The organism is Legionella stuttgartensis, from assembly GCF_977063405.2.
Genome location: NZ_CDRUHA020000004.1, coordinates 22652 through 44627 on the forward strand (window position 1 = coordinate 22652; position 21976 = coordinate 44627).

Sequence of the window (21976 nt, forward strand, 5' to 3'; positions counted from 1 at the left end):
TGGCTTTAAGGTCAAGGAGCATTATTTGATTAAAGTACTAATTGTTGATGACCATGCATTGGTTCGAATGGGTATTCGACGATTACTCGAAGATATGTCGGATGTAGAGGTAGTCGCTGATGCAGAAAGCGGTGAAGAAGCTTTGGCATTGGTAAAAAAACATTCACCTGACGTGGTCCTTTTAGATATGAAAATGCCTGGGATTGATGGCTGGGAAGTAACACGTCGTCTAAAAAAATCCAATCCACATATTAAGGTTATAGCTGTAACCGCGATGTGTTCCGATCTGTTACCTACTCGTGTTTTGCAATTAGGCGCTATGGGGTATCTGACGAAAGAATCGGGTGCCGAAGAAATGGCTGCTGCAATACGTAAAGTTGCCAAAGGAGAAAAATACCTTAGTGCTGAAATTGCTCAGAAAGTTGCGATTAATAGCTTAGAAGAAGTACAAGGTTCACCCTTTGATGTATTATCTGAACGTGAAATGCAAGTGATGTTGATGATTACCAGTGGCATGAATGTGCAAGAAATTAGTGATAGACTTTTCCTTAGCACCAAGACAATTAATGGCTACCGTTATCGAACATTTGAAAAATTAGGTATTAAAAATGATGTGGAGCTTACTTATTTAGCACTCAAACATGGAATTATAGAAAATCCCATCGACTTGACGTCAGAAGATTAAAGGCCCTAGTGTAGCCTGGGTGCAGCGTCTGACTTTCCTCCAAAAATTTTTATTTTGAGTAAGGAGCAGGTGCAGCAGCACTGCACCTATAATACTTTTTAAACCAAAATTATTGCTATTATTACATGAATATTTCTACAGAATTAGCGTTGTTTCTGACAAAGTTACCTAATGAGCCCGGAGTTTATCGAATGCTTGATGAAGCGGGTCATCTTCTTTACGTAGGTAAGGCTTCCAATCTGAAAAAGCGGGTTACAAGCTATTTCAACAAACAAAATACAGGGATTAAAACCCGTTCTTTGGTGAATCAAATCGTTTCTATAGAAATTTCCGTTACGCGTAGCGAAACAGAAGCTTTATTATTGGAAAGCAATCTGATTAAAACATTAAAACCCAAATACAATGTTTTATTACGTGATGATAAATCTTATCCATACATTCATCTATCCAATCATCCTGACTTTCCGCGTATAGAAAGCTATCGTTCTAAAAAAAAACCTCTTTCAGGTGATTTTTTTGGTCCTTATCCCAGTAGTGCCGCGGTAAAAGAAACCATAGTCACTATTCAAAAAGTCTTTAAAGTCCGGAATTGTCGAGACAGTTATTTCAATGCACGATCAAGACCTTGCTTGCAGTACCAAATTAAAAGATGTACTGCACCCTGTGTCAATTTTATAACACCTGAAGATTACAAACGATCAGTGCAGGACGCTATGCGATTTTTACAGGGTAAATCTCAATTAATTCTTGATGAGCTTGCTAAGCGAATGGATAAAGCTGTAAACGAATTAAATTTTGAAGAAGCAGCACTTTTGCGCGATCAAATTAAAAGTTTGCGATTGGTGCAAGAACAACAGGGGGTTTTGCAATTACGTGGGGATGCAGATGCTATTGCAATTGAACTTAGCCCTGGTTTTGCATGCGTCCAATGTGTGACCATTCGTGAAGGTCAAGTATTGGCAAGTCGTAGCTATTTTCCATCAGTCCCTCAAAAAGGTCTAGAAGATGAACTCGACATGGACGATTTGTGGCAACAAACTTTTGATGCATTTATTGGATTTTATTATTTAGACGCCCCAGAGAAGATTCCTGCTTTAATCATTACGAATCAGAATTTGGTGGATCACCAGTCTTTAGAAGAAGCATTATCACAACAGCGTGGGAAATTGTGTAAAATTCAAGTGAATCCTCGCGGAATTAAGTCCCGCTGGATGGATTTTGCACGAAATAATTTACGTGTTTCAGTAGCCGAATATGTTACGAAACATTCCACAATGAAATCTCGTTTCCTAGAGTTGGAGCGGCTTTTGGGTCTAAGTAAACCCATTGAACGCATGGAATGTTTTGATATTAGTCACACTCAAGGTGAAGCGACTGTTGCATCCTGTGTTGTGTTTGATCATGAAGGTCCTAGTCCTAATGACTATCGACGCTTTAATATCGAAGGTATTACTCCAGGAGATGATTATGCCGCAATGGAACAGGCAATTACCCGTCGCTTTAAGCGTTTAGTGGAAGCTCAATCTTTACCCGATGTATTAATTATTGACGGAGGCAAGGGACAAGTCGCGGTGGCCCAGAGAGTTCTTACGTCCTTAGGTGTTTCAACGGTTACCTTGTTGGGAGTGGCTAAAGGACCCTCACGGAAAGCGGGATGGGAAAAATTGATTTTAGTGCACGAAGCAAAAGAATGGACGTTACCTGATGACTCAAAAGCCTTGCATTTGTTACAACATATTCGTGACGAAGCCCACCGCTTTGCTATTACGGCCCATCGTAAAAAAAGACAAAAAAAGAGATTGGAATCAACGCTTGAGGATATAGAAGGAGTTGGAGCCAAACGAAGACAAGCATTACTGCATCGTTTTGGTGGGATACGAGAGCTTGCTAAAGCTCCATTAGAAGAGATTGCCAAAGTTTCAGGAATTAGTGAGCATTTAGCAAAGCGTATTTTTCAATTTTTTCATGGCGAAAACATATTGCCATAAAGCGGTTGTAATCTGGGTACAATGCAGCAAAACTGGGCTCTATTCCTGTTCGAAACCCCAAAAAATCTCCCTATTGAATCTCAGTTATCGATTAATGACGCGGAATATTATTCATAACCCTAGCAAAAACTCTAATATTCGTACTAAACTTATTTTAGATATGCTCGAATAATAATTAGAATAAATTGATATTTAAGCACAAATCTTGCATGTAAAAATAAAAAGTAAGGTGAGAGGGGGGCATATGTATAAATTACTTTCAGCTGCATTGATGATGCTCATGGTTACCATTGCGAATGCGGGTAACTTTTATGGCACTGGATTATGTGGATACCCACAATACGACTGTATTAAAGTAGAGTCGGGGCAAAGCTGGGATACCTTATTTCCAGATCCGAATCAACGCGATATTGTGCAAAGGGTCAATCGGACCTATAACCCTTTATGGACTGGCAAGATTATCGCAGTTCCAAAAAACTTAGCTTATCTCTCCGTTTTTGATGTGGCACCGTTCCCATTAAAAATTCCGAATGAACATCAAAAACAAATTATTGTTGATCAGGATAAATTGGCTTTTGGTGCTTATGATGCCGAAGGTAATCTGGTGAAATGGGGACCGATTTCATCTGGAAGAGACCGATGTCCTGATGCCAATCGTTCTTGCCGCACTTTAACCGGAATTTATCGGGTTTTCAGTAAAGAAAATGAAAAATGTGTCTCCGATGTCTTCCCTATAGGCAAAGGTGGCGCAAAGATGCCTTTTTGCATGTTTTTCCATAAAGGGTTTGCATTACATGGTTCAGATGATATTCCTGGAGTAAGAGCAAGTCATGGATGTGTGCGGATGTTCACTCAAGATGCTAAATGGTTAAATCAAAGCTTTGTTGAGTTATCAAGTGAGCGAAATAATTTTACGGGTACAACGGTTATTGTACGTCCAATAAATGACAGTGAGTGAGAAATATAATGAACACAATAAATAAAATCACTTCAATTTCATTGATGCTGTTCTTAGGACTCATGTCTGCACAACTTGAGGCAGCCAAACCCAAAAAAAATGACCCTCAAGAGGCGCAAGCCAAGGCGGAAAAAGAGGAGGCAAGGTTTCCTATAGGATGTAAGCCGGTAGGGTATAAGGAAAGTTTAAAAGTATTATCTCTTTATCCAGGGAAAGAGGGTGCTTTGCAATCTTTGTATTTCTTCTTTAATAAATCAACCCAAACGGTCAGCTTGTACCAAATGCGTGATGAGAATAGTCAGTATACAACTCGATATAATCATTCTATAGGTGGTCGACAATGGGCGGCATTAGCTACAGGGGAACCATTAGTCAAATTTATTTGTACAGCGGGGGATGGTAAAACTTCCTATGGAAAAATTATTGATTGTGCTGATACGATAAAAGTATGTGAATACGTTAATGTTAAATTTGGTTTGAATAATAAAGGTAATTTTTGGATAGTCGATGGCACAACGAGAAATGGGGCCGTTAATGAAGTAGTGCATTATGGCATAATACCTGGGGTATAAATCTGAAAATATAATGATAAAAAATCAGGTTAAATTGCCATGCAAAGAGGGAGAATTTTCATGAAATCGCTAGTACCTTGGGTATGTTTATTCGTTGCATCAGCTAGCCAAAATACTTTTGCTGATGACTTTAGTGCTTATCGATTAGGGAATTATAATAACGCGATAGAGCCTTTGATGACTCAATCAGGGAAAAATGCAGTCGCTGATTACTATTTAGGACGGATTTATCTATATGGATATGGCCAGTTAAAAAATAGTTTGTTAGCAATACGTTATTTTACTCAATCCGCACAAAAGGGATATCTTCCTGCAATCCAACTGATGGCGAAATACACTTTATTGCATGATAAGAATCCGGAGCAAGCTTTTGTCTGGTTTAAAAAAGCAGCCGATGCAGGTGATGTAGACGCCCAAATGTTTACGGCAGCCGCTTATATGTATGGAGTAGGGGTAAAGAAAAATAGCGATACGGCAACTCGCTATTATATTAATGCGGCAAAAAGTGGTAACTCTCTTGCACAATTTACCTTAGCAAAGAATTTTATTGATAGTCGTAATTCATCAAATCGTAAATTAGGCCTTATTTGGTTAAATAAAGCAGTTGCTAATGGCAATACTCAAGCCATAACTCGATTGGGTGAGCTTTATCTTGAAGGGCAGCTGGTTGATAAAGATGAAAAGAAAGGTGAGGAATTATTAAATCAAGCTGCAGCGCAAGGTTTTGCGCCTGCAATGGTGGCTTTAGGGGAATTGGCTTTAGAGCAAAATCAAAAAGAACAAGCTTTGCAGTGGTTTAATAAAGCAGGTAATCAGTCAAGTGATGAAGCATATTTAGACTTGGCTCACGTTTATTTACAACAGAAAAGCCCAATTTATGATACCAAAACTGCATTTATGTGGACCTTGAAGGCCGCTCAGAATGGATTGCCCAAAGCGAAACGTGAGTTAGCCGAAATGTATCAAAAAGGAATAGGCGTTGATGCGGATCAAAATTTGGCAAAACAATGGTTGGCTCAGGCGAATCAAGATGAAAGTGCAAAAAATCAAGAAGCCGCATTAGCGCAAGCAGCATTGTGGTTAAGTAATGGCACCACCGATAAACTGGAACAAACCGATTTTCAAATGAAAGGAATACTTAGTGCCTGGCATAATCCTGCAGTATTAGGAGATTTTGCTTATAACCAAGCACCTCAGCTGAAAAAAATAATGCGACAGTCTATTTTCCAGCCTCAATTTGAATTAGTTCAACCTAATGATGTACCAATTACCAGTTATTACGATGCACTCTTGAGTAAAATCCCAAGCTTCCAGGCAAATCAATGGACCTATCCTCTTTATCCTTTAGACCCGCAGCTCTCTGCTTTGGAAAGGGTCAATTCCCCTGTATTTGCTCAGTTGAACTTACCTGCTCCTTACATAGATGCTAATTATTATGATTATGATGATAATTCCCAAGCCAGCATCATGGATTTGTGGACTCAAGGTTGGCAAGCACAACTTAACTACATGTCGATGTTTAATCATTTATATTTCAGAGCCATATTAGGTGATGCTCAATCGCAGTTTCAAATAGGACAAATGTTTCAATATGGAATCGGTGTAGCACAAAGTGATTCTTCAGCCATTATTTTTTATCAAAATGCGGCACAGCAGCAACATTTGGGGGCTGAATACAATTTAGGACTTTTATATTTGCAGCATGCAAAGGATAAAAATGATTATCAGCTTGCATTAAATGATTTAACTGATGCAGCGTTTAAAGGAAACAAAAAATCTCAATATGTTTTGGCCAGAATCCTATCTCAGGGAATAACTGGTCCAGATGGCACAGTGTATATTCAGCCTAACCCTGAACAGGCAATGTCCATGTTATATCTGGCTGCAGCCAATAATTATGGCCCGGCAGAATATGAGCTTGCAGATAGTTTGGCGCGTCAAAATGATAGCGGTTTAAGTGTCAATGTTAGGAAGCACAGAATAGCTATGATTCGTCAATTGTATCAAGGAGCAGCAGATAGAGGTATTTCGCAGGCATTACTGCCACTCGCATTTTACGATGCTATGGATCAGGATAAGGCGAGACAATCGCAAGCTTTTCTTATTGCTAAGGAGCAAGCGGCTTCTGGCGATGAAAATGCCGCATTATTGCTGGGATTACTCTATGATCGGGGTGTCGGTGTTAAAGCGGATCCAGGACAAGCGATCACCTGGTATCAGCAAGCAGGACAAAACTCAGTAAGCGATTTTATCTTAGGAACTTATTCTGCAGAAGGGAAGGGTATTGCTCAAGACAAGACAAAAGGAATTGAGCAATTGCAGAAATCCGTTGATGATAAATTCTCTTATGCTGATTTTAATATGGCCGTGTTGCAAAAACAAAATGGACAAGATTTCTTACCTAATTTAATACGCTCCTATAAATTAGGAAACAGTCATGCAGGAATCGTTTTGGCTGATTTCTATTTGGCAGAAAATTCTGATCCAGAGAAAATGCAAGAAGCCAAACAAATTTATTCTGGTTTAGCCGAAAAAGGAGACCAGTATGCCCAATTGAAATTGGCTTTTATGCTGGAAAAAGGTTTGGGTTCCGAACCTAATCTGGCTGAGGCACAACGTTGGTATACTGCATCTGCAGAACAAGGAAATCCTCTTGCTCAGTATCTGTTAGGTCAGTTTTATCAATTGGGTGAGAATGGCGAGCCCGATTATAATTTGGCTAAGCAATGGTATGAGAAGGCTGCTTCTGTCCTACCAGAAGCTTCGGTTGCTTTAGGTTTTATTGATGAAACAGTCAATGATAATTATGCCCAGGCATTCAAAGCTTATGAACAAGCTGCTGCGAAAGGAGATGCTTTAGGGATATATGATTTGGCATTAATGTACTTATACGGTAAAGGAACGCCAGTCAACTATCAAAAAGCTAGAGATTTGTTTGTTGAAGCATCTACTCACCAAGTTCATGAGGCAATGAATCAATTAGGCGCAATTTATTTCAATGGCCTTGGACAATCCCGTGATACACAACAAGCTTTATCCTGGTATAAAAAAGCAGCGGCTTTAGGAAATGACAATGCTCTTTATCAATTAGGATTGTTATCAGAAACAGGAGTTATTACCAAACTTGATTTTAATGACGCAATTAACTATTACCAACAATCTGCAGATAAAGGGAATGAGAAAGCGATGTTGGCTTTAGCAAGAATGTATCATTATGGTGTGGGTGTTGATAAAAACCCCAAAATGGCTGCAAGCTTTTATGAAAAACTGGCTGCACGTCAAAATGCTTATGCGCAATATCAGTTAGGTACTTATTATTTGGAAGGTACAGCTGGGGAGCGCTCTCTTGTTAAGGGTAAGGAGTTATTACAACAGGCGAGCGATAATGGTAGCGTACAAGCGCGTAAAGTTTTACAAAGGATGGAAGCACAAAATCAAGCCCGTGTAAGCTTTATTGAGCCCGTGTTTATGAGTAAAGCTCCATTAATTATGGAGCAAAATGCAGATTTTATGTATCTGCAAGCATTAAATGAGTGGAATCAGGGAGATGAAATTTTATCGCGTATGATTTTACAACGTTTAGTGACTCAATATCCTAATTTTGTACCGGCTAAACGTGCTTTTGAGCGGTTGAACCAAGCAAAATTAGTCAGTATTTATGGTTAGTTAATTAATTCTTAAATTCCCGGGTGAAGTCAACATGCCCGGGAAGCTTTGTTTATCGTCTATGCGTCGCACGTCTTGTTATTCTCAATAAAAGCCTTCTTTCAATTTATTCTCCTTTATCTTGGGATAAAATCTTGCAAATTTTATAATTTTTACTCAAAATAGCTTTTGATTTATCTAGTTTTTTAATAGAAAGTCTAACAATTGACAGGAGTGTCACGATGAAATATACGATAACTTTTTGCGTATTTGATCATACTGTAGGAGGGAATCCTTTTTGGCATGGTTCATTTTTTCTATCGATGCTGGATGAAAGCAAACAATTGCTTGAGGTTGTTGAGACTTGGGGATTTTATGGTGTTACAAGTACTGGAGATAAACACAGTTGGTTCGAGCAATTCAAAAACAAATATCATTTAGATGTTGATTTCCAAGGCAATCATGGGATGTTAATAAATGAAGAAGTGCGTTTTATGGATCTGGGGCATGGTTTACATGGATACACTTTTGAGTTGGATGAGGATAATTTCGAATTATTACAAAAGAGATGTGCAAAAGCTGTAGCAGATCAAGAAGCTGCTATTAAAGAAATAATAGGTGATGGTCAAAATTTTAAAAGCGATCCATCAAAAAAAGGACGAGTTTATCCAGAAGAGGCATACTCCAGGCAAATTTTTGAAATCGAACAAATAAAAGCCAAAATTGAAGGACGCCCTTCAAGGCTTAAGCCGTTTGATTTTCATTTATCATTTGGTTTATCAGGACCTAGCCTGAAGAATTCCAATACTTGTAAAACTAGGGCAGTTTCCCTTTTGGAAGGAATATTAACTCAAGAACAACTCGCCCCATTTAAAAACTCCTCTTTACCACGATTGATTCCAGGTTTAGAACCTATTCTTTTACATAGCGAAGGTCCGTTACATACCCATAAAAAATCATCAGGTAAAGAAGTTTATTACCGAGATAAGAAACAGGATAAAGAGGTTAAATTATATTGGAGTGTGCCGCCCCAACGTTTTGATCAATTATCAGAGGATACTGAGAATTTATTTAAAATAGATGAAATGTATCGTGATGAAGTGAAATATATTGTCAGTCAGTTACAGCGTTCCGAGTGGTTAATAAGAAATGCGTCTTTACCTGAAAAATACAAAGAATATCAAGAGGATTTAATTCAGCGCATTGTTTCCTCTTATAAAGCTTTTGCCACTATTCACCCCAAGGAAGATGCTAAAATATCAGGTTGGCAAGGTTCGATGCTTAGTTTCTTTTCTATGCCTAGAAGTTGTGAAGAGAAAAAATTACAAAATAAAATCCGTCAGGCAAAAACACTTTTAAACTCTCTTTATATGGCCATGGTAGATGGATGGTCAATTTATGATGAGTATCCCTCTGAGACATCTACAATAGAAGATGCAGAAGATTATAACGTACTGGAAGCCTTAGCTTCTTATTTATCAACTGAAGACAAAATTAGTTTATGCAAGATACTCGGAAGAGCTTATTTGAAAAATGAAGAAACCTATGCGCCTTTGCCGGTACCTGTTGCTACTTAGCTTTGCTTATAACCGGGTGAGGCGCATGCCATAACCCGGGATATTTTAGTGGTGTAAGAAATGTCATTTTGAAACTTAGTAAAAGATCTTCGAGTGGTGGTATAACATAATAATAAAATTAATGCTCAAAACAGGAGCTCCTTCGTCATAAACTATTCTGGATGACGGAGTTCTTCAATTCTATCTGAGCCATTATGAGGGATCTCCCAAAGATATGGCAATAAACATAATGCTAAAATCAGGGATTCGTAAATTTTTCAGGGTGATAGAGTCGTGAACGATTACACGATTTCATTAGGAGATAAAGAAATCGAACCGGCATAGCCAGTTCGAATTTTCGAATTGAGTGATTAAGCAGCCATTGCCTTAACACGAGCTACTAGACGACTTTTAATACGAGCAGCTTTATTTTTATGAATTAAACCTTTACAAGCAGCTTTATCAATAACGGGTTGTGCTTTAGTGAATGCTGCATGAGCTGCTTCTTTATCACCTGATTCAACAGCTTTAATTACATTTTTGATGTAAGTGCGGAACATAGAACGTGCACTGGCGTTGTGTTGACGTAGTTTTACGTTTTGGCGAGCACGTTTGATCGCTGATTTAATATTTGCCACTTAAAAATCTCCACTCATTCAGATGGTACAAAAAGATGATGATCATGCACAATGAGTTAGAATTTGTCAATAGACTTCTTTGTTTCTAAAGCATAAATTGATTCACTCTATGGCGGTATGTGTCATTTCTGTTCAAAATCAAGGGGCAATATGAATTTTTAATCATCCCTCCAGATTCCGTTTAATGACCAATATTCCACATATAGAATTATGACAGTTGATTCATTTAGGATATTATAAGGTATTTGTGCCTTGTATAAAAATTATGTCAGCAACAGAAACAGAGATTATGGTACCTAAACGGCAGAGTTTATTACGTTCAACAACACTGGTTTCAGTAATGACCTTTATTTCACGTATTGTAGGTTTTGTACGTGATATGGTGCTTGCCAATTTTTTTGGTGCTCAAGCCGGGATGGATGCTTTTTTTGTCGCATTCCGTATCCCTAATTTTATGCGCCGTCTTTTTGCAGAAGGAGCATTTGCTCAAGCGTTTGTTCCGGTACTTGCTGAATATCAAAAAACGCGTTCTCCAAGCGACGTACGGGTTTTTATTGCGCGTATTTCCGGATATTTAGGGAGCATTCTTAGTGTTGTCACTTTAATTGGGATATTTGCAGCACCAGTGATCATCTTTTTATTTGCCCCTGGTTTTAGTCATGACAGTGACCGTGCGGTATTGGCCACGGAAATGTTGCGTATTACGTTCCCATTTTTAATGCTCGTTTCGCTAACGGCTATGGCTGGAGCGGTATTAAATACCTATGGTTATTTTGCAATTCCGGCATTTACACCTGTATTACTGAATATCAGTATGATTCTTGCTGCGATCTATTTATGTCCTCATTTACCAAGGCCTGTAGTGGGTTTGGCTTGGGGTGTTCTTATTGCTGGTATTGCGCAATTACTTTTCCAAATTCCATTTTTACATCAACGTAGTTTATTAGTAAAACCTCAGTTAGTCAGAAATGATGCTGGAGTGAATAAAGTGCTTAAGTTGATGATTCCCGCTTTATTTGGTGTCTCTATCGCCCAACTTAATTTAATGGTTGATAGTATTTTTGCTTCCTTTTTAAAAGTTGGAAGTGTGTCTTGGCTATATTACACCGACCGCCTTACTGATTTTCCATTAGGAGTCTTTGGTGTGGCGATTGCAACAGTGATTCTTCCTCATTTATCTCGGCGGCATGCGGAGCAAAGTATTAGCCAATATTCAAGTGCCTTAGATTGGGGATTGCGTTCTATTTTACTCATTGGAGTTCCAGCAGGGTTAGGTTTATGTTTATTTGCTATGCCTTTGATTGCGAGTTGCTTTGCCTATGGTAAATTCACTGCTTATGATGTGATTCAGACCCAAAAAAGTTTAATCACACTGGGAGCAGGTGTACCTGCTTTTATGATGGTTAAAGTATTGGCTTCTGGTTTTTATGCACGACAAGATATTAGCACTCCAGTTAAGGTGGGTGCGATATCTATGATCGTTAATACTTTATTATGTTCTATATTTATTTGGCATTTTGCTCATGCAGGTCTAACTTTAGCTTCCGCATTGGCAGGTTATGTTAATTGCGGGACTTTATTGTTTTTATTGATTAAACGAGGGGTATTCAAACCTTCACCTGGATGGTTAAAATACAGTATGCAATTACTCGTTGCGAATGCAGCAATTAGCATTTATTTAATTTTAATGAGTGGCACAGTAAGTTACTGGCTTAGTTTTTCCCCTGTAATGCGTTTAAGCGTACTATCCGCTCATGTAGCAATTGCAGTAATCATTTATTTGTTCGTTCTGGGGTTAACTGGGCTTAGACCTGCTCAATTTCGTGGTCAAGTGAAGGAATAAAAACATGCAAGCAAAGTTATTTTATGAGACGCAAGGTGAACGGGCTATTCCTCTTTATTTGATTTCGCAAGATCAATGGGAGGAGGAGCAGAGCATGCTTACTCCTGCGGTACAGAATTGCCTTTCCTTGCATCAATTTAAAGGAAAAATAGGTGATTCTTGTTTCATTCAGAATGCAGATGGTTTGATCGATAAAGTATTTATTGGTACCGGGGATGGGAATCAGATCCTGGCTTTAGCCAATGCGGCATTAATTGTTCCTGCGAATATTTATCAGGTACAAGGTGGATGCTCTCAAGAAGGAGCAATAAGTTGGGCTTTGGCGCAATACCGTTTTGACGCATATAAAAAGCAAGAAGCGCAACCACGTCTTTTAGTAGTTCATCCAGATGATTTAAATCCAATTTTGGCATTAGCCCAAGCTCACTTTTTAGTGAGGGATTTGATAAACAAACCAACAAGTGATTTAGGTCCAAAAGAATTAGCTGAGGTGGTAGAACAATTAGCAAAAACCCATAAGGCACAATTCAGACAATGGGTCGGTGATGAATTACTGAAGGATAATTTCCCAGCAATTCATGCTGTTGGGCGTGCTTCTAAATCAGCGCCTCGCTTGTTGTCTCTAACTTGGGGCGATGAGAAAAATCCTCGTATTACTCTAGTAGGAAAAGGTGTTTGTTTTGATAGTGGGGGCTTAGATATTAAATCGGCTTCGGGTATGCGATTAATGAAAAAAGATATGGGTGGTGCTGCCCATGTAATAGGTCTTGCTCAATGGATTATGGCTCGGAATTTACCTGTACGCCTACAAATGCTGATACCTGCGGTAGAAAACTCTATTGGTCCTGATGCATTTAGGCCTGGTGATGTTTTAACTATGCGTAACGGCTTAACTGTGGAAGTGCATAATACGGATGCGGAAGGACGATTGGTTTTGGCGGATGCCTTAGTAAAAGCATGTGAAGAACAACCCGAATTATTGATAGATTTTGCGACTCTGACAGGCGCTGCGCGTGTTTCAGTGGGTACCGAAATTGCCGCGTTGTTTACCAATAACGATCACTTAGCGGCAGAGGTCACAGCTGCCTCTTATAAAGTGGTTGATCCTATCTGGCGCTTACCTTTATTTGGTGCATATGAAGAGTTGCTTCGTTCAAATGTTGCTGATTTGGCCAACTCAAGTGATCACCCCTATGCAGGAGCAATTGTTGCTGGGTTATTTTTGCAACGTTTCGTAGCAAAATCGATACCCTGGATGCATTTTGATATTATGGCATGGAATTTGGGTAATCGGCCTGGAAAACCTGAAGGTGGTGAAGCAATGGGATTACATACGGTTGCAGAGTATTTGCTAAAGGTTTATGGATAACGTAATAAGTTGAGTTTAAAAGGAGATTTTGATGTTAATAACATTTCATACAGATGCCTATGAAGATATAACTTATTTTGCAGATGTGGCTAAGCGTCTGCTTTCTTTAATGGGACATAGTGGTACTATTCCTGGAGCAATCAAATCGGAAAATCTTCCTGAAGCGTTGGAACGATTACAGGCTGGTCTTACAAAAGAGAAAAAAGTTGACGAAAACGATGACGAAAATGAACCAGAAATCAGTTTGTCAAAGCGCGCTGTTCCTCTAATTAGTTTATTGCAAGCTGCAATAAAAAAAGATAAAGATATCCTTTGGGATTAATTCACTTCAGTATACAGCACAGCCGAACATTGTTTATCAATGTGAATCAATGAGTACCAGGTTCTGGCTGTGTTGTCTCAAGCCATAAGGCTAGTTATTTTCTCTCTTTCCCCTAAAAGTCGTTTATTTTGATTTTAAATTAATAAAAATCTTTTTCTCTCAAATCACTGTAGTTAAGTTTGCTTTTTACCCTTTTGATCAACAAATGATCAAAAGGGTAAAGAGTTGGCTATAATTTTGTTATAACTTCATTTTCTGGGAGCGGAGCATGGCTCACTCAACAGAATATCTAAAAGAAATAGCAGCATTAGTCACTAAAGCATTGGAAGATTACACTCCAACGGCAGACAGCCAAGGCGGTCAAAAGAAAATAGGGGGACCCAGAGGGTTTATGTTTAAACCGGTAGCACCACCTCGCAGTATTTGTCTTGAACCAATGGTACAAGGTAGTATGGGACTTTTAATGCATGGGATTGATTTCGCAGGCAATGGCTTTGAGAATCCAGATGATATCGATATTTTGGTGTCCTATGGCAAAGCTGCAAAAGAGGCACTAACCCAATTAAATTCAAAACTACAAAGTATAGGCAGCTCTATAACATTGCAAATTCCGCAGGGATTTAGTTTAGTTAACGATATTTATGTTATTGATAAATCGAATAAAAATCAAAAACTAAAAATTCAACTGGTCGATAAGGAAGATTTTGGACTGAATAAAATCCAACCAATAAAGGTAAATGGTGTACCCGTAATGCCACTAGGAGAGGCATTAATTAGTCTTGATTACCGTATCAAAATTCAGGGTGCACGACCTAAAGATCGGTTTGCTTATTTTACTTTTATAGAAAAATATAGTGAGGAGCTGCTTTCAGATACTAAAGTTAGACAGGAAGCAAAAGAATTTATTAAAAATTATTTAACACTAAGTCCAGATAAGCGTAAAGCGCTTGCATTTGAGCAACCAGGAAAAGAAGAAGAGGAAGAACAACAACAACCTCTATCGGTGTCCTTAAAGAGTTAATACTCAGGAGATATAAAACAGCATTAAATCTTAAATTAGAAATGAGTGGATTTTCTGACCTTATGGGTAGATTTGACCGTTCCGTTCTAAGCCTCTATCTGATGGGTATATAAATTACACCCGTTTACTCGATAGTCTCTGTAATGCTTGCGGCTCAATTCTTTATCTGACTCAATATTTATCACAATTTCTATAATACGTTTGAATTTAGAATAAAAATTGGGAATATGATCGGATAGATTGAATAAAATATCGTTAAATCCTCGAGGTTCTCCTTCATAACCTATTTGAATTGAAGGGGGTGGCTCTGGTCCTTCACCTTGCAAGTTATGTGGAATAAAGCTGTCTTCTTTAAATGTCCATAGCAGTTCATCAAGAAGCTCTGCATCCTGTTTGTTATTGCATAAGACATAAACCTTATGCCCTTTAGCATAAGCTTTTTCTAAAAGACGACAAGCGAGCAGCCAACGTGCATCATTTTGGTCGCTTGCTAATAAATAAAAATCAACGCGAATTGAGGGCATGGCGAATTATTTGAGTTAATAAGGGAACTGGTCTACCAGTGGCATTACGGTTTTTTCCGAAAATCCAGGCTGTACCGGCGATATCTAAATGTGCCCAGCGATACTTTTCTGTAAAACGAGACAAAAAGCACGCTGCGGTGACGCTACTTGCAGTACGATCAAAACCTGCATTGATCATATCGGCTAAAGGGCTATCCAGGGCGTCTTGATATTCATCATCTAAAGGCATTCGCCATACTCTATCATTACTTTCCTTAGCTGCATCCTCAATTAATTGTGCTAATTCTTCATCTTGAGTCATAAAACCGGATGCAACAGTTCCTAGCGCAACAATAATTCCACCAGTAAGCGTTGCAACATCAATGACAAATTTCGGTTGATAGCGCTCTGCGTAGGTCAATGCATCGGCTAAAACCAAACGACCTTCGGCATCAGTATTTATAATTTCTACAGTCTGTCCGGACATACTCGTAACAATATCACCTGATTTGACCGAGGTGCCACTTACCATATTCTCAGCACTGGCAATTAAACCAATAACATGAACCGGGAGCTTTAACAAAGCACAGGCCTTTAAAGTACCTAATACACTGGCAGCACCAGACATATCATATTTCATTTCATCCATTGCATTGGCTGGTTTGATGGATAATCCGCCAGAATCGAAGGTAATTCCTTTGCCTACTAGAATTATTGGAGGAGCATCATCTGCTCCTTTGTAATGTATATCAATGAGTCTTGGTGGTTGGGCTGACCCTTGTGCAACTGCTAATAAAGTTTCCATACCCATTTGGTGCATTTCCTCCGGGCCCATCACTTTGCAGCTCATGTTTTGTGCAAATTCTTTAGCTAACTGCAATGCTTGTTCACCTAAATAAGTAGGGGTACAGATATTAGCAGGCATATTAGCCAGATGACGAGTCAATTCAACACCTGCTGCAATTGATTGACCTAATTTTAATCCTTCTTCACTAGCATTTGGTAAATAAAAAGTTATCGTTTCTAATAGATGAGGCTTGGCTTTCTTCTTTTTAAAGTCGAGTAATTGATAGCGTTGATTATCCATTTGAACAATCATTTGCTCCAATTGCCAATTTGCTGAATATCGAGCTATTTGGGGCAAACATACTGTTGCAGAGCGAATGCGGTGTTTTATCAAAGCACCTGTAATCTCTGTTACTCTTTTTTTTAGCTGAGATGGGGTGAATTTAGTTTGTTCACCGCATTGAATGATTAATAAGCTACCATCCAGATCATGATGCCATTGCATATCGCCGGCTTCGGATGTTTTTTTAATAAGCCTACTAACTAAGTTATGATGCTCTTTACTCAGAGCAAAATCAGATAGTTCAGCATCAGAAAACACCCCAAGAACAAGACATTCACTACTCGATAAGTTCGGTTTTTGCGTCAATCCGTAATTCATTTTAATGATCCCTAATGCCTGGATTAGCCTGGGTGAAACGCAGTTTAACCCGGGAATTTATTAATTAAACCTGGGACTTCGCCTCACCCAGACTACATTTTGACTTGTAGTTTACCCAAACTAAGTTTGATTTTAAACAGGCATTCTACCTACAGTCTGTTAATGGTTGTGTTGGTACAACAATTTGGACATTGATTCCTTTAATCGTTGGGCTATTTATTGCTTTTTCAAGATATTCAATCAATGGAATATCAACTACTTTACCGTATTCTGACGACGCTTGTCGAAAATACAATTGGCCTTTATTTCGAATTGCAAAGCCTAAATGCGAAATATTTAATGCAGTACCAATTTTTTGGCTTAGATCCCAATTGGGTCTTACGATTTCGATGATTGCACCATTAGGGATTTGTTCGAATAAATACATATTGGGTTTATTCTGTTCGGAAAATAATGCAGTGAAGGGGATATATGGAACTTCTTCTGCAATGGTTTCCAATTTGGCGCCCTTCGTTTTTAATTCATCTAATCGTTCCTCTTCTTTTACTTTATCCGCATTTACTAATCTAATTGTTTGGACAGTTTTATAGGCATACCAATTGGGTTTATTAATAACTGCATCAGCAATTTTGGCTACGGGTTGATTATGTTGATCTTTTATAGTTAATGTAATGTCTTTGAGTATTCCATTGCGCTGGTTATTGTGATTCCAATCCAAGCCAGTGAAATGATTTCGTTGTAGATAAGAAACAGTTCCGTTTTTATAGCGTATATTTTTTATGCATTGTTGAAACGATGTGAGAGAATTTGAAACGGCTAATGACAAGACGGTATTTACGTAGGTATCACAGTCGAATGCATCAACACGATATTGAGGGAATTGATCATATCGAGCCTTTGGTCCTTCTCCTAAGGAGCCAAGTACATATTGTACCCCTAAAAATTGGCTACTAACCCAATCTATTCTATCTGGCATTGAACTATTCGGCATGCTGCCTAGTCTATGATATAGTTCTTCTATTGAGGAATTAGCTTGTTTTTCGGTACTATCTGAGTCAAAAGCCTGACTTTGAAAAGAAATGAGAAAACAGGCTATAACAGCCAGATGTTTTAAGGGAGTAAGTGTGTACTTCATGCGTTTTTTCTATCTAAAGCCAAATAAAGACAACATTTTAACCTGTTCCAAAGTGTGGAGGCAAGGATGCTCAATATAATTTGGCTAGGAATGATACTAATTTCTGTAGTCGTTGGGGTAATTGAAGGACGTATTGATGAGGTGGCTCGTGCGGTCACAGAATCAGCAAAACTAGGTTTTGAAATCGCTCTTGGCTTAGCAGGAATCATGTCCTTATGGCTAGGCATAATGTCTATAGCGAACGAATCAGGTTTGGTTGCTTTACTGGGAAAAATACTTCGGCCGATTTTAAGACGACTATTTCCTGATATTCCTACTGAGCATCCTGCAATGGGGGCGATGACTATGAATATTGCTGCGAATATGCTGGGTCTTGCCAACGCAGCAACTCCATTTGGGCTGCAAGCAATGAAAGAGCTGCAAACACTGAATCAACACGCAAAAATTGCCACAAATTCCATGTGTACGTTCTTGGCGATTAATACTTCAAGCGTACAATTAATTCCTGCTACAGCAATTGCTTATTTAGCTGCAAATGGCAGTACTAATCCTAGCAGCGTTATAGTCAGCTCATTGATCGCAACGGTCATTTCTACGTTGGTTGCTATTATTTCTGTAAAACAATTAGCAAAATTACCGATGTTTCGTGTTGAAGGGAAAAATAGCTTATGAGTGGGTTTGCCAATCAATTATCCAATTGGATGCTTTTAGTTTTTATTGTGGGTATTCCTTTATATGCTGCAGCAGTAAAAAAAATTAATGTGTTTGACGCATTTATTGTGGGGGCGAAACAAGGTTTTGATACAATTTTAAGTGTAGTACCTTATCTGATCGCTATGATAGTTGCTATAGGCATGCTGCGTGCCTCAGGTTTTTTTGGTTTAATGGCAAATCTTCTTGCCCCGCTTTTAGCTATGATTGGTATGCCGCCGGAAGTATTACCATTGGCTTTAATTCGACCTTTTTCTGGAAGTGCTTCAACGGGGATGATGGCAGAATTGATTCATCAATATGGCGGGGATTCGATCATTTCCAAAATTGCAGCAACGATGATGGGAAGTACAGAAACGACATTTTATGTTATTGCAGTATATTTTGGTTCTGTAGGTATTCGGCGCACACGACACGCTATTCCCGCAGGTTTATTAGCTGATCTTGCCGGAATCATTGCGTCAGTCATTGTTTGTCGCTATTTATTCGGGTGATAATCCCTAATTCGGTAGAACTTAATTGGGTGCTGCAATACCAGGCACCCACGAAGATTTGGCGTACGCCGAATCATGCCGTTCAGCATTAAATTATCCTATTTTTGTTTTTTTCTTGCCTTTACTTTTGTCTTTACGTGCATAATCTGTTTTCTCTAAAGATTTCATATGAGCAAACACATTACGCACCTTCGCTTTAAATTGAGCCATTTCGCGAGCAGGAACAGGGGATGCAGTAGGCAAATAAGTTGTTGTTGGATTTCTTGGTTGATTATGAACATGCAGTTCATAATGACAATGAGGACCTGTTGCTAGACCTGTTTGACCTACATAACCAATAACTTGGCCTCGTCTTATTCTGCTTCCTTTGGAAAGACCTTTTGCAAATCGAAGCATATGCCCATAAAGCGTGCTGAATGTCTTATCGTGTTTGATTTCAATCATATTACCGTAGCCATTGTGCCGACCAATATTAACAATTGTTCCATCACCGACCGATTGAATCGGAGTTCCTATCGGAGCCGCAAGATCGATCCCTTTATGGGCTCTCTTATAGTGTAATATTGGATGATATCTTGAAGTGGTAAAGGTCGAACTGATATGGCTAAATTTAATGGGATACCGTGAAAATGCTTTTTTAAAGCTTTCGCCTTTAGGAGTATAGTAGTCCCGCGTACCATTTCGACTAATATGGCGTACAGCCTGTGCAGTTTTGCCTTGATTAGTATAACTAACGGCAACAACATCACCTGTGCCCACCATTTTGTCTTCCACATATAATGTTTCATAAGCAATAGAAAATCGATCGCCACTACGAACAGAACGCGAAAAATCTATTTCTTTACGTAAGATAGTAGTCATTTGCTGAATTAATTTCCTAGGGATCCCTAACTGCTGGGCTGTGCCGAATAAGGAACCCTTGACTACACCTGTAACATAACGCTCTTGGGTTTTTACTTTTTTGGAGTCAATTTTTGTTTTATAAACCGCTCCATCCCTATAAACTGTAAGTGTTTGTATGGTGTTCATCGGGATAATTAATTTTTCCAACTTATTCTTATTAATTAAAAACTTCAGTTCTTGACTGGGTTTTATTGCGGTTAGTGCTTTAGAATAGGGATTTTTTTGCATAACCAAATGTAAATTTTGGGCAGTTAATCCAAGGCGCTTAAATATAGTAGCCATGGAGTCACCCGATCTAGGTCTGATCGTTTGCCATTCATTATCCTTGGTAATTTTCTTAACTGGTTGAACCGTTTTAACAGCGTTTTTTACAACAGTTTTAGCTGTTTCTTCTGTAAGATCGGGTTTAGACTCTTCAACAATTTGTTCTTCTTCATTTTGAAATGAATTTTCTTGGTAAGCTTCATCTTGATACTCTTCGGATTCATCCTCTTCGAGATTGGGTAGGGCAATAGATTGAGTTGTAGGTCCCTGATGTGAATGTGAAAACTTTTTTACAAGAAAATAGGGTAGTGAAAAGGCAATAACCAAGGCAAAACCCATTAATACCTTAGATGGATTGGATTTTTTATTTTTATTCGTTTTACTTTTTTCGATATATATATAAGGTTTTTTATCCATTGTTTGCCTATACATTGCCATCCGGAATCATGCTATTGTCTGCATTTATTAAATTTCGGGTGACAAATTATCTTAAAATCACCTTTTAGGTATGGCAGGAAATTGCCAACCGGGCTAAGATACTCGGTGTGAGAAGATAGGTCAATCATTTATAAAGGTTTTGATGTCATGATAGTTGAAGATTCAGTTTGTTCCGAGCTTGTAAGAGGCTGTGAAGAGGTCCTTCCTCAGCATGAATTGGAAAAAAAATTACAAAAAGGAACACCCTTAAAAATAAAAGCAGGCTTTGATCCAACTGCACCTGATTTGCATTTAGGGCATACTGTATTACTTAATAAATTACGGCAATTTCAACAACATGGTCATGAGGTCATTTTTTTAATTGGTGATTTTACGGCGATGATTGGCGATCCAACCGGGAAGAATGTAACACGTTTGCCACTTAGCCCAGAAACGGTCCTTAATAATGCGAAGACCTATCAAGAGCAAGTTTTTAAAATTTTAGATCCTCTTAAAACAAGAGTGGCATTTAACTCGCAGTGGCTTGGAAAATTTAATGCAACAGATTTAATTCGGCTGGCAGCAACACACACAGTTGCACGTATGTTAGAACGTGATGATTTTAATAAACGGTATACTACAGGTCAGCCAATCGCAATTCATGAGTTTTTATATCCTTTACTTCAAGGTTATGATTCTGTTGCACTTAAAGCCGATATTGAATTGGGTGGCTCGGATCAGAAATTTAACTTATTAATGGGACGTGAATTACAAAAGCATTATGGTCTTGAACCACAAGTTGTGATGATGACTCCATTGATTGAAGGCTTAGATGGGGTGAAGAAAATGTCTAAGTCACTGGATAATTATATTGGTATTAATGAGCCAGCATCCGATATGTTTGGTAAAATTATGTCAATCTCTGATGAATTAATGTGGCGGTATGTAGATTTACTGAGCTTTAAAACAGGAAAGGAAATCCAGGCTCTAAAAAAATCCGTACTGGACGGTACGAATCCTAGAGATATAAAAATTGATTTTGCTAAAGAAATCGTTGCACGTTTCCATGACCAAACGCAAGCAGAACATGCACATAAGGAGTTTGTAGAGCGATTTCAAAAGGGCATTATCCCTGAAGATCTAGAGGAACAAACCATAACATCGAAAGAGCCGCTTTCTTTGGCTCAATTATTAAAACAAATGAATCTAACTCAAAGTACTTCAGAAGCGATTCGTTTGGTAAAGCAAGGTGCAGTTAAGATAGATGGAGATAAAGCTGAGGACCCTGCAGTTGTTTTATCAACAAATAAGACCTATATAATACAAGTTGGTAAGCGTAGAATAGCCAAGCTGCATTTACAATAAACAGAGTGTCATCATTTTTTTTAAAAAAAATGAAAAAAGTGTTTGACACTGAGGGTGAAATCAGTAGAATACGCAGCACGCCTTCGGGGCAGGTTCATTAAGAAGAGAGAAGACAAACTGTGTGGGCACTTTGAATAACC

18 protein-coding genes are annotated in these 21976 nt (G+C 38.5%); 13 read left to right on the forward strand and 5 right to left on the reverse strand.

Going from position 1 to position 21976, the window contains the following annotated elements:
• The first annotated feature begins 25 nt into the window (after positions 1-25).
• The 6 genes from letA (at position 26) to ACWTEW_RS01560 (ending at position 9425) form a co-directional block, all read left to right on the forward strand.
• Positions 26-685 carry a two-component system response regulator LetA gene (gene letA / locus ACWTEW_RS01535; RefSeq protein ID WP_454783484.1) on the forward strand — a complete coding sequence of 220 codons (660 nt, stop codon included), beginning with the start codon at positions 26-28 and terminating at the stop codon, positions 683-685.
• Positions 686-810: 125 nt separating this feature from the next.
• Positions 811-2673, forward strand: a complete 1863-nt coding sequence (gene uvrC, locus ACWTEW_RS01540) for an excinuclease ABC subunit UvrC (protein WP_454783485.1) — start codon at positions 811-813, stop codon at positions 2671-2673.
• A 244-nt stretch (positions 2674-2917) separates the two neighbouring features.
• Positions 2918-3631 (forward strand): L,D-transpeptidase, encoded by a 714-nt coding sequence (locus ACWTEW_RS01545; protein WP_454783486.1) that lies wholly within the window; start codon positions 2918-2920, stop codon positions 3629-3631.
• Positions 3632-3639: 8 nt separating this feature from the next.
• Positions 3640-4203, forward strand: coding sequence for an endopeptidase IV (locus ACWTEW_RS01550; RefSeq protein WP_454783487.1), 564 nt, complete (start codon positions 3640-3642; stop codon positions 4201-4203).
• Positions 4204-4263: 60 nt separating this feature from the next.
• The gene (locus tag ACWTEW_RS01555; protein WP_454783488.1) at positions 4264-7869 is read left to right on the forward strand and encodes an SEL1-like repeat protein; all 3606 of its coding nucleotides are present in this window, start codon (positions 4264-4266) and stop codon (positions 7867-7869) included.
• A gap of 221 nt (positions 7870-8090) precedes the next feature.
• Positions 8091-9425: a hypothetical protein gene (locus ACWTEW_RS01560; protein WP_454783489.1), complete on the forward strand. Its 1335-nt coding sequence runs from the start codon at positions 8091-8093 to the stop codon at positions 9423-9425.
• Between the two features lie 350 nt (positions 9426-9775).
• On the opposite strand, the gene rpsT is transcribed toward ACWTEW_RS01560, so the two are convergent.
• Positions 9776-10042 (reverse strand): 30S ribosomal protein S20, encoded by a 267-nt coding sequence (gene rpsT, locus ACWTEW_RS01565; protein WP_454783490.1) that lies wholly within the window; start codon positions 10040-10042, stop codon positions 9776-9778.
• Positions 10043-10307: 265 nt separating this feature from the next.
• Here rpsT and murJ point away from each other — a divergent pair, with 265 nt between their 5' ends.
• The 4 genes from murJ to ACWTEW_RS01585 all read left to right on the forward strand — a co-directional run bounded on the left by murJ (position 10308) and on the right by ACWTEW_RS01585 (position 14597).
• On the forward strand, positions 10308-11885 hold the full coding sequence (gene murJ / locus ACWTEW_RS01570) for a murein biosynthesis integral membrane protein MurJ (RefSeq protein WP_454783491.1): 1578 nt from the start codon (positions 10308-10310) through the stop codon (positions 11883-11885).
• A gap of 4 nt (positions 11886-11889) precedes the next feature.
• Positions 11890-13254 carry a leucyl aminopeptidase family protein gene (locus ACWTEW_RS01575; RefSeq protein WP_454783492.1) on the forward strand — a complete coding sequence of 455 codons (1365 nt, stop codon included), beginning with the start codon at positions 11890-11892 and terminating at the stop codon, positions 13252-13254.
• 31 nt (positions 13255-13285) lie between these two features.
• Positions 13286-13576 (forward strand): DUF1840 domain-containing protein, encoded by a 291-nt coding sequence (locus ACWTEW_RS01580; RefSeq protein ID WP_454783493.1) that lies wholly within the window; start codon positions 13286-13288, stop codon positions 13574-13576.
• Between the two features lie 268 nt (positions 13577-13844).
• Positions 13845-14597 (forward strand): hypothetical protein, encoded by a 753-nt coding sequence (locus tag ACWTEW_RS01585; protein ID WP_454783494.1) that lies wholly within the window; start codon positions 13845-13847, stop codon positions 14595-14597.
• 86 nt (positions 14598-14683) lie between these two features.
• Here ACWTEW_RS01585 and ACWTEW_RS01590 read toward each other — a convergent pair whose 3' ends face one another.
• The 3 genes from ACWTEW_RS01590 to ACWTEW_RS01600 form a co-directional block, all read right to left on the reverse strand.
• Positions 14684-15121, reverse strand: coding sequence for a DNA polymerase III subunit chi (locus tag ACWTEW_RS01590; RefSeq protein ID WP_454783495.1), 438 nt, complete (start codon positions 15119-15121; stop codon positions 14684-14686).
• Positions 15102-16547 (reverse strand): leucyl aminopeptidase, encoded by a 1446-nt coding sequence (locus ACWTEW_RS01595; RefSeq protein WP_454783496.1) that lies wholly within the window; start codon positions 16545-16547, stop codon positions 15102-15104. Before ACWTEW_RS01595 ends, ACWTEW_RS01590 begins: the two co-directional genes overlap by 20 nt.
• Before the next feature lie 145 nt (positions 16548-16692).
• Positions 16693-17682, reverse strand: coding sequence for an N-acetylmuramoyl-L-alanine amidase-like domain-containing protein (locus ACWTEW_RS01600; protein ID WP_454783497.1), 990 nt, complete (start codon positions 17680-17682; stop codon positions 16693-16695).
• 66 nt (positions 17683-17748) lie between these two features.
• Between ACWTEW_RS01600 and ACWTEW_RS01605 the strand changes: the two genes are divergently transcribed.
• On the forward strand, positions 17749-18354 hold the full coding sequence (locus ACWTEW_RS01605) for a nucleoside recognition domain-containing protein (protein WP_454783498.1): 606 nt from the start codon (positions 17749-17751) through the stop codon (positions 18352-18354).
• Entirely contained in the window at positions 18351-18887 is a 537-nt protein-coding gene (locus ACWTEW_RS01610) for a spore maturation protein (protein WP_454783499.1), read from the forward strand. Before ACWTEW_RS01605 ends, ACWTEW_RS01610 begins: the two co-directional genes overlap by 4 nt.
• 93 nt (positions 18888-18980) lie before the next feature.
• Here the strand turns inward: ACWTEW_RS01610 and ACWTEW_RS01615 are convergent, their stop codons facing one another.
• On the reverse strand, positions 18981-20471 hold the full coding sequence (locus tag ACWTEW_RS01615; RefSeq protein WP_454783501.1) for a M23 family metallopeptidase: 1491 nt from the start codon (positions 20469-20471) through the stop codon (positions 18981-18983).
• A gap of 168 nt (positions 20472-20639) precedes the next feature.
• Between ACWTEW_RS01615 and tyrS the strand changes: the two genes are divergently transcribed.
• On the forward strand, positions 20640-21836 hold the full coding sequence (gene tyrS / locus ACWTEW_RS01620; protein ID WP_454783500.1) for a tyrosine--tRNA ligase: 1197 nt from the start codon (positions 20640-20642) through the stop codon (positions 21834-21836).
• Positions 21837-21976 lie beyond the last annotated feature (140 nt).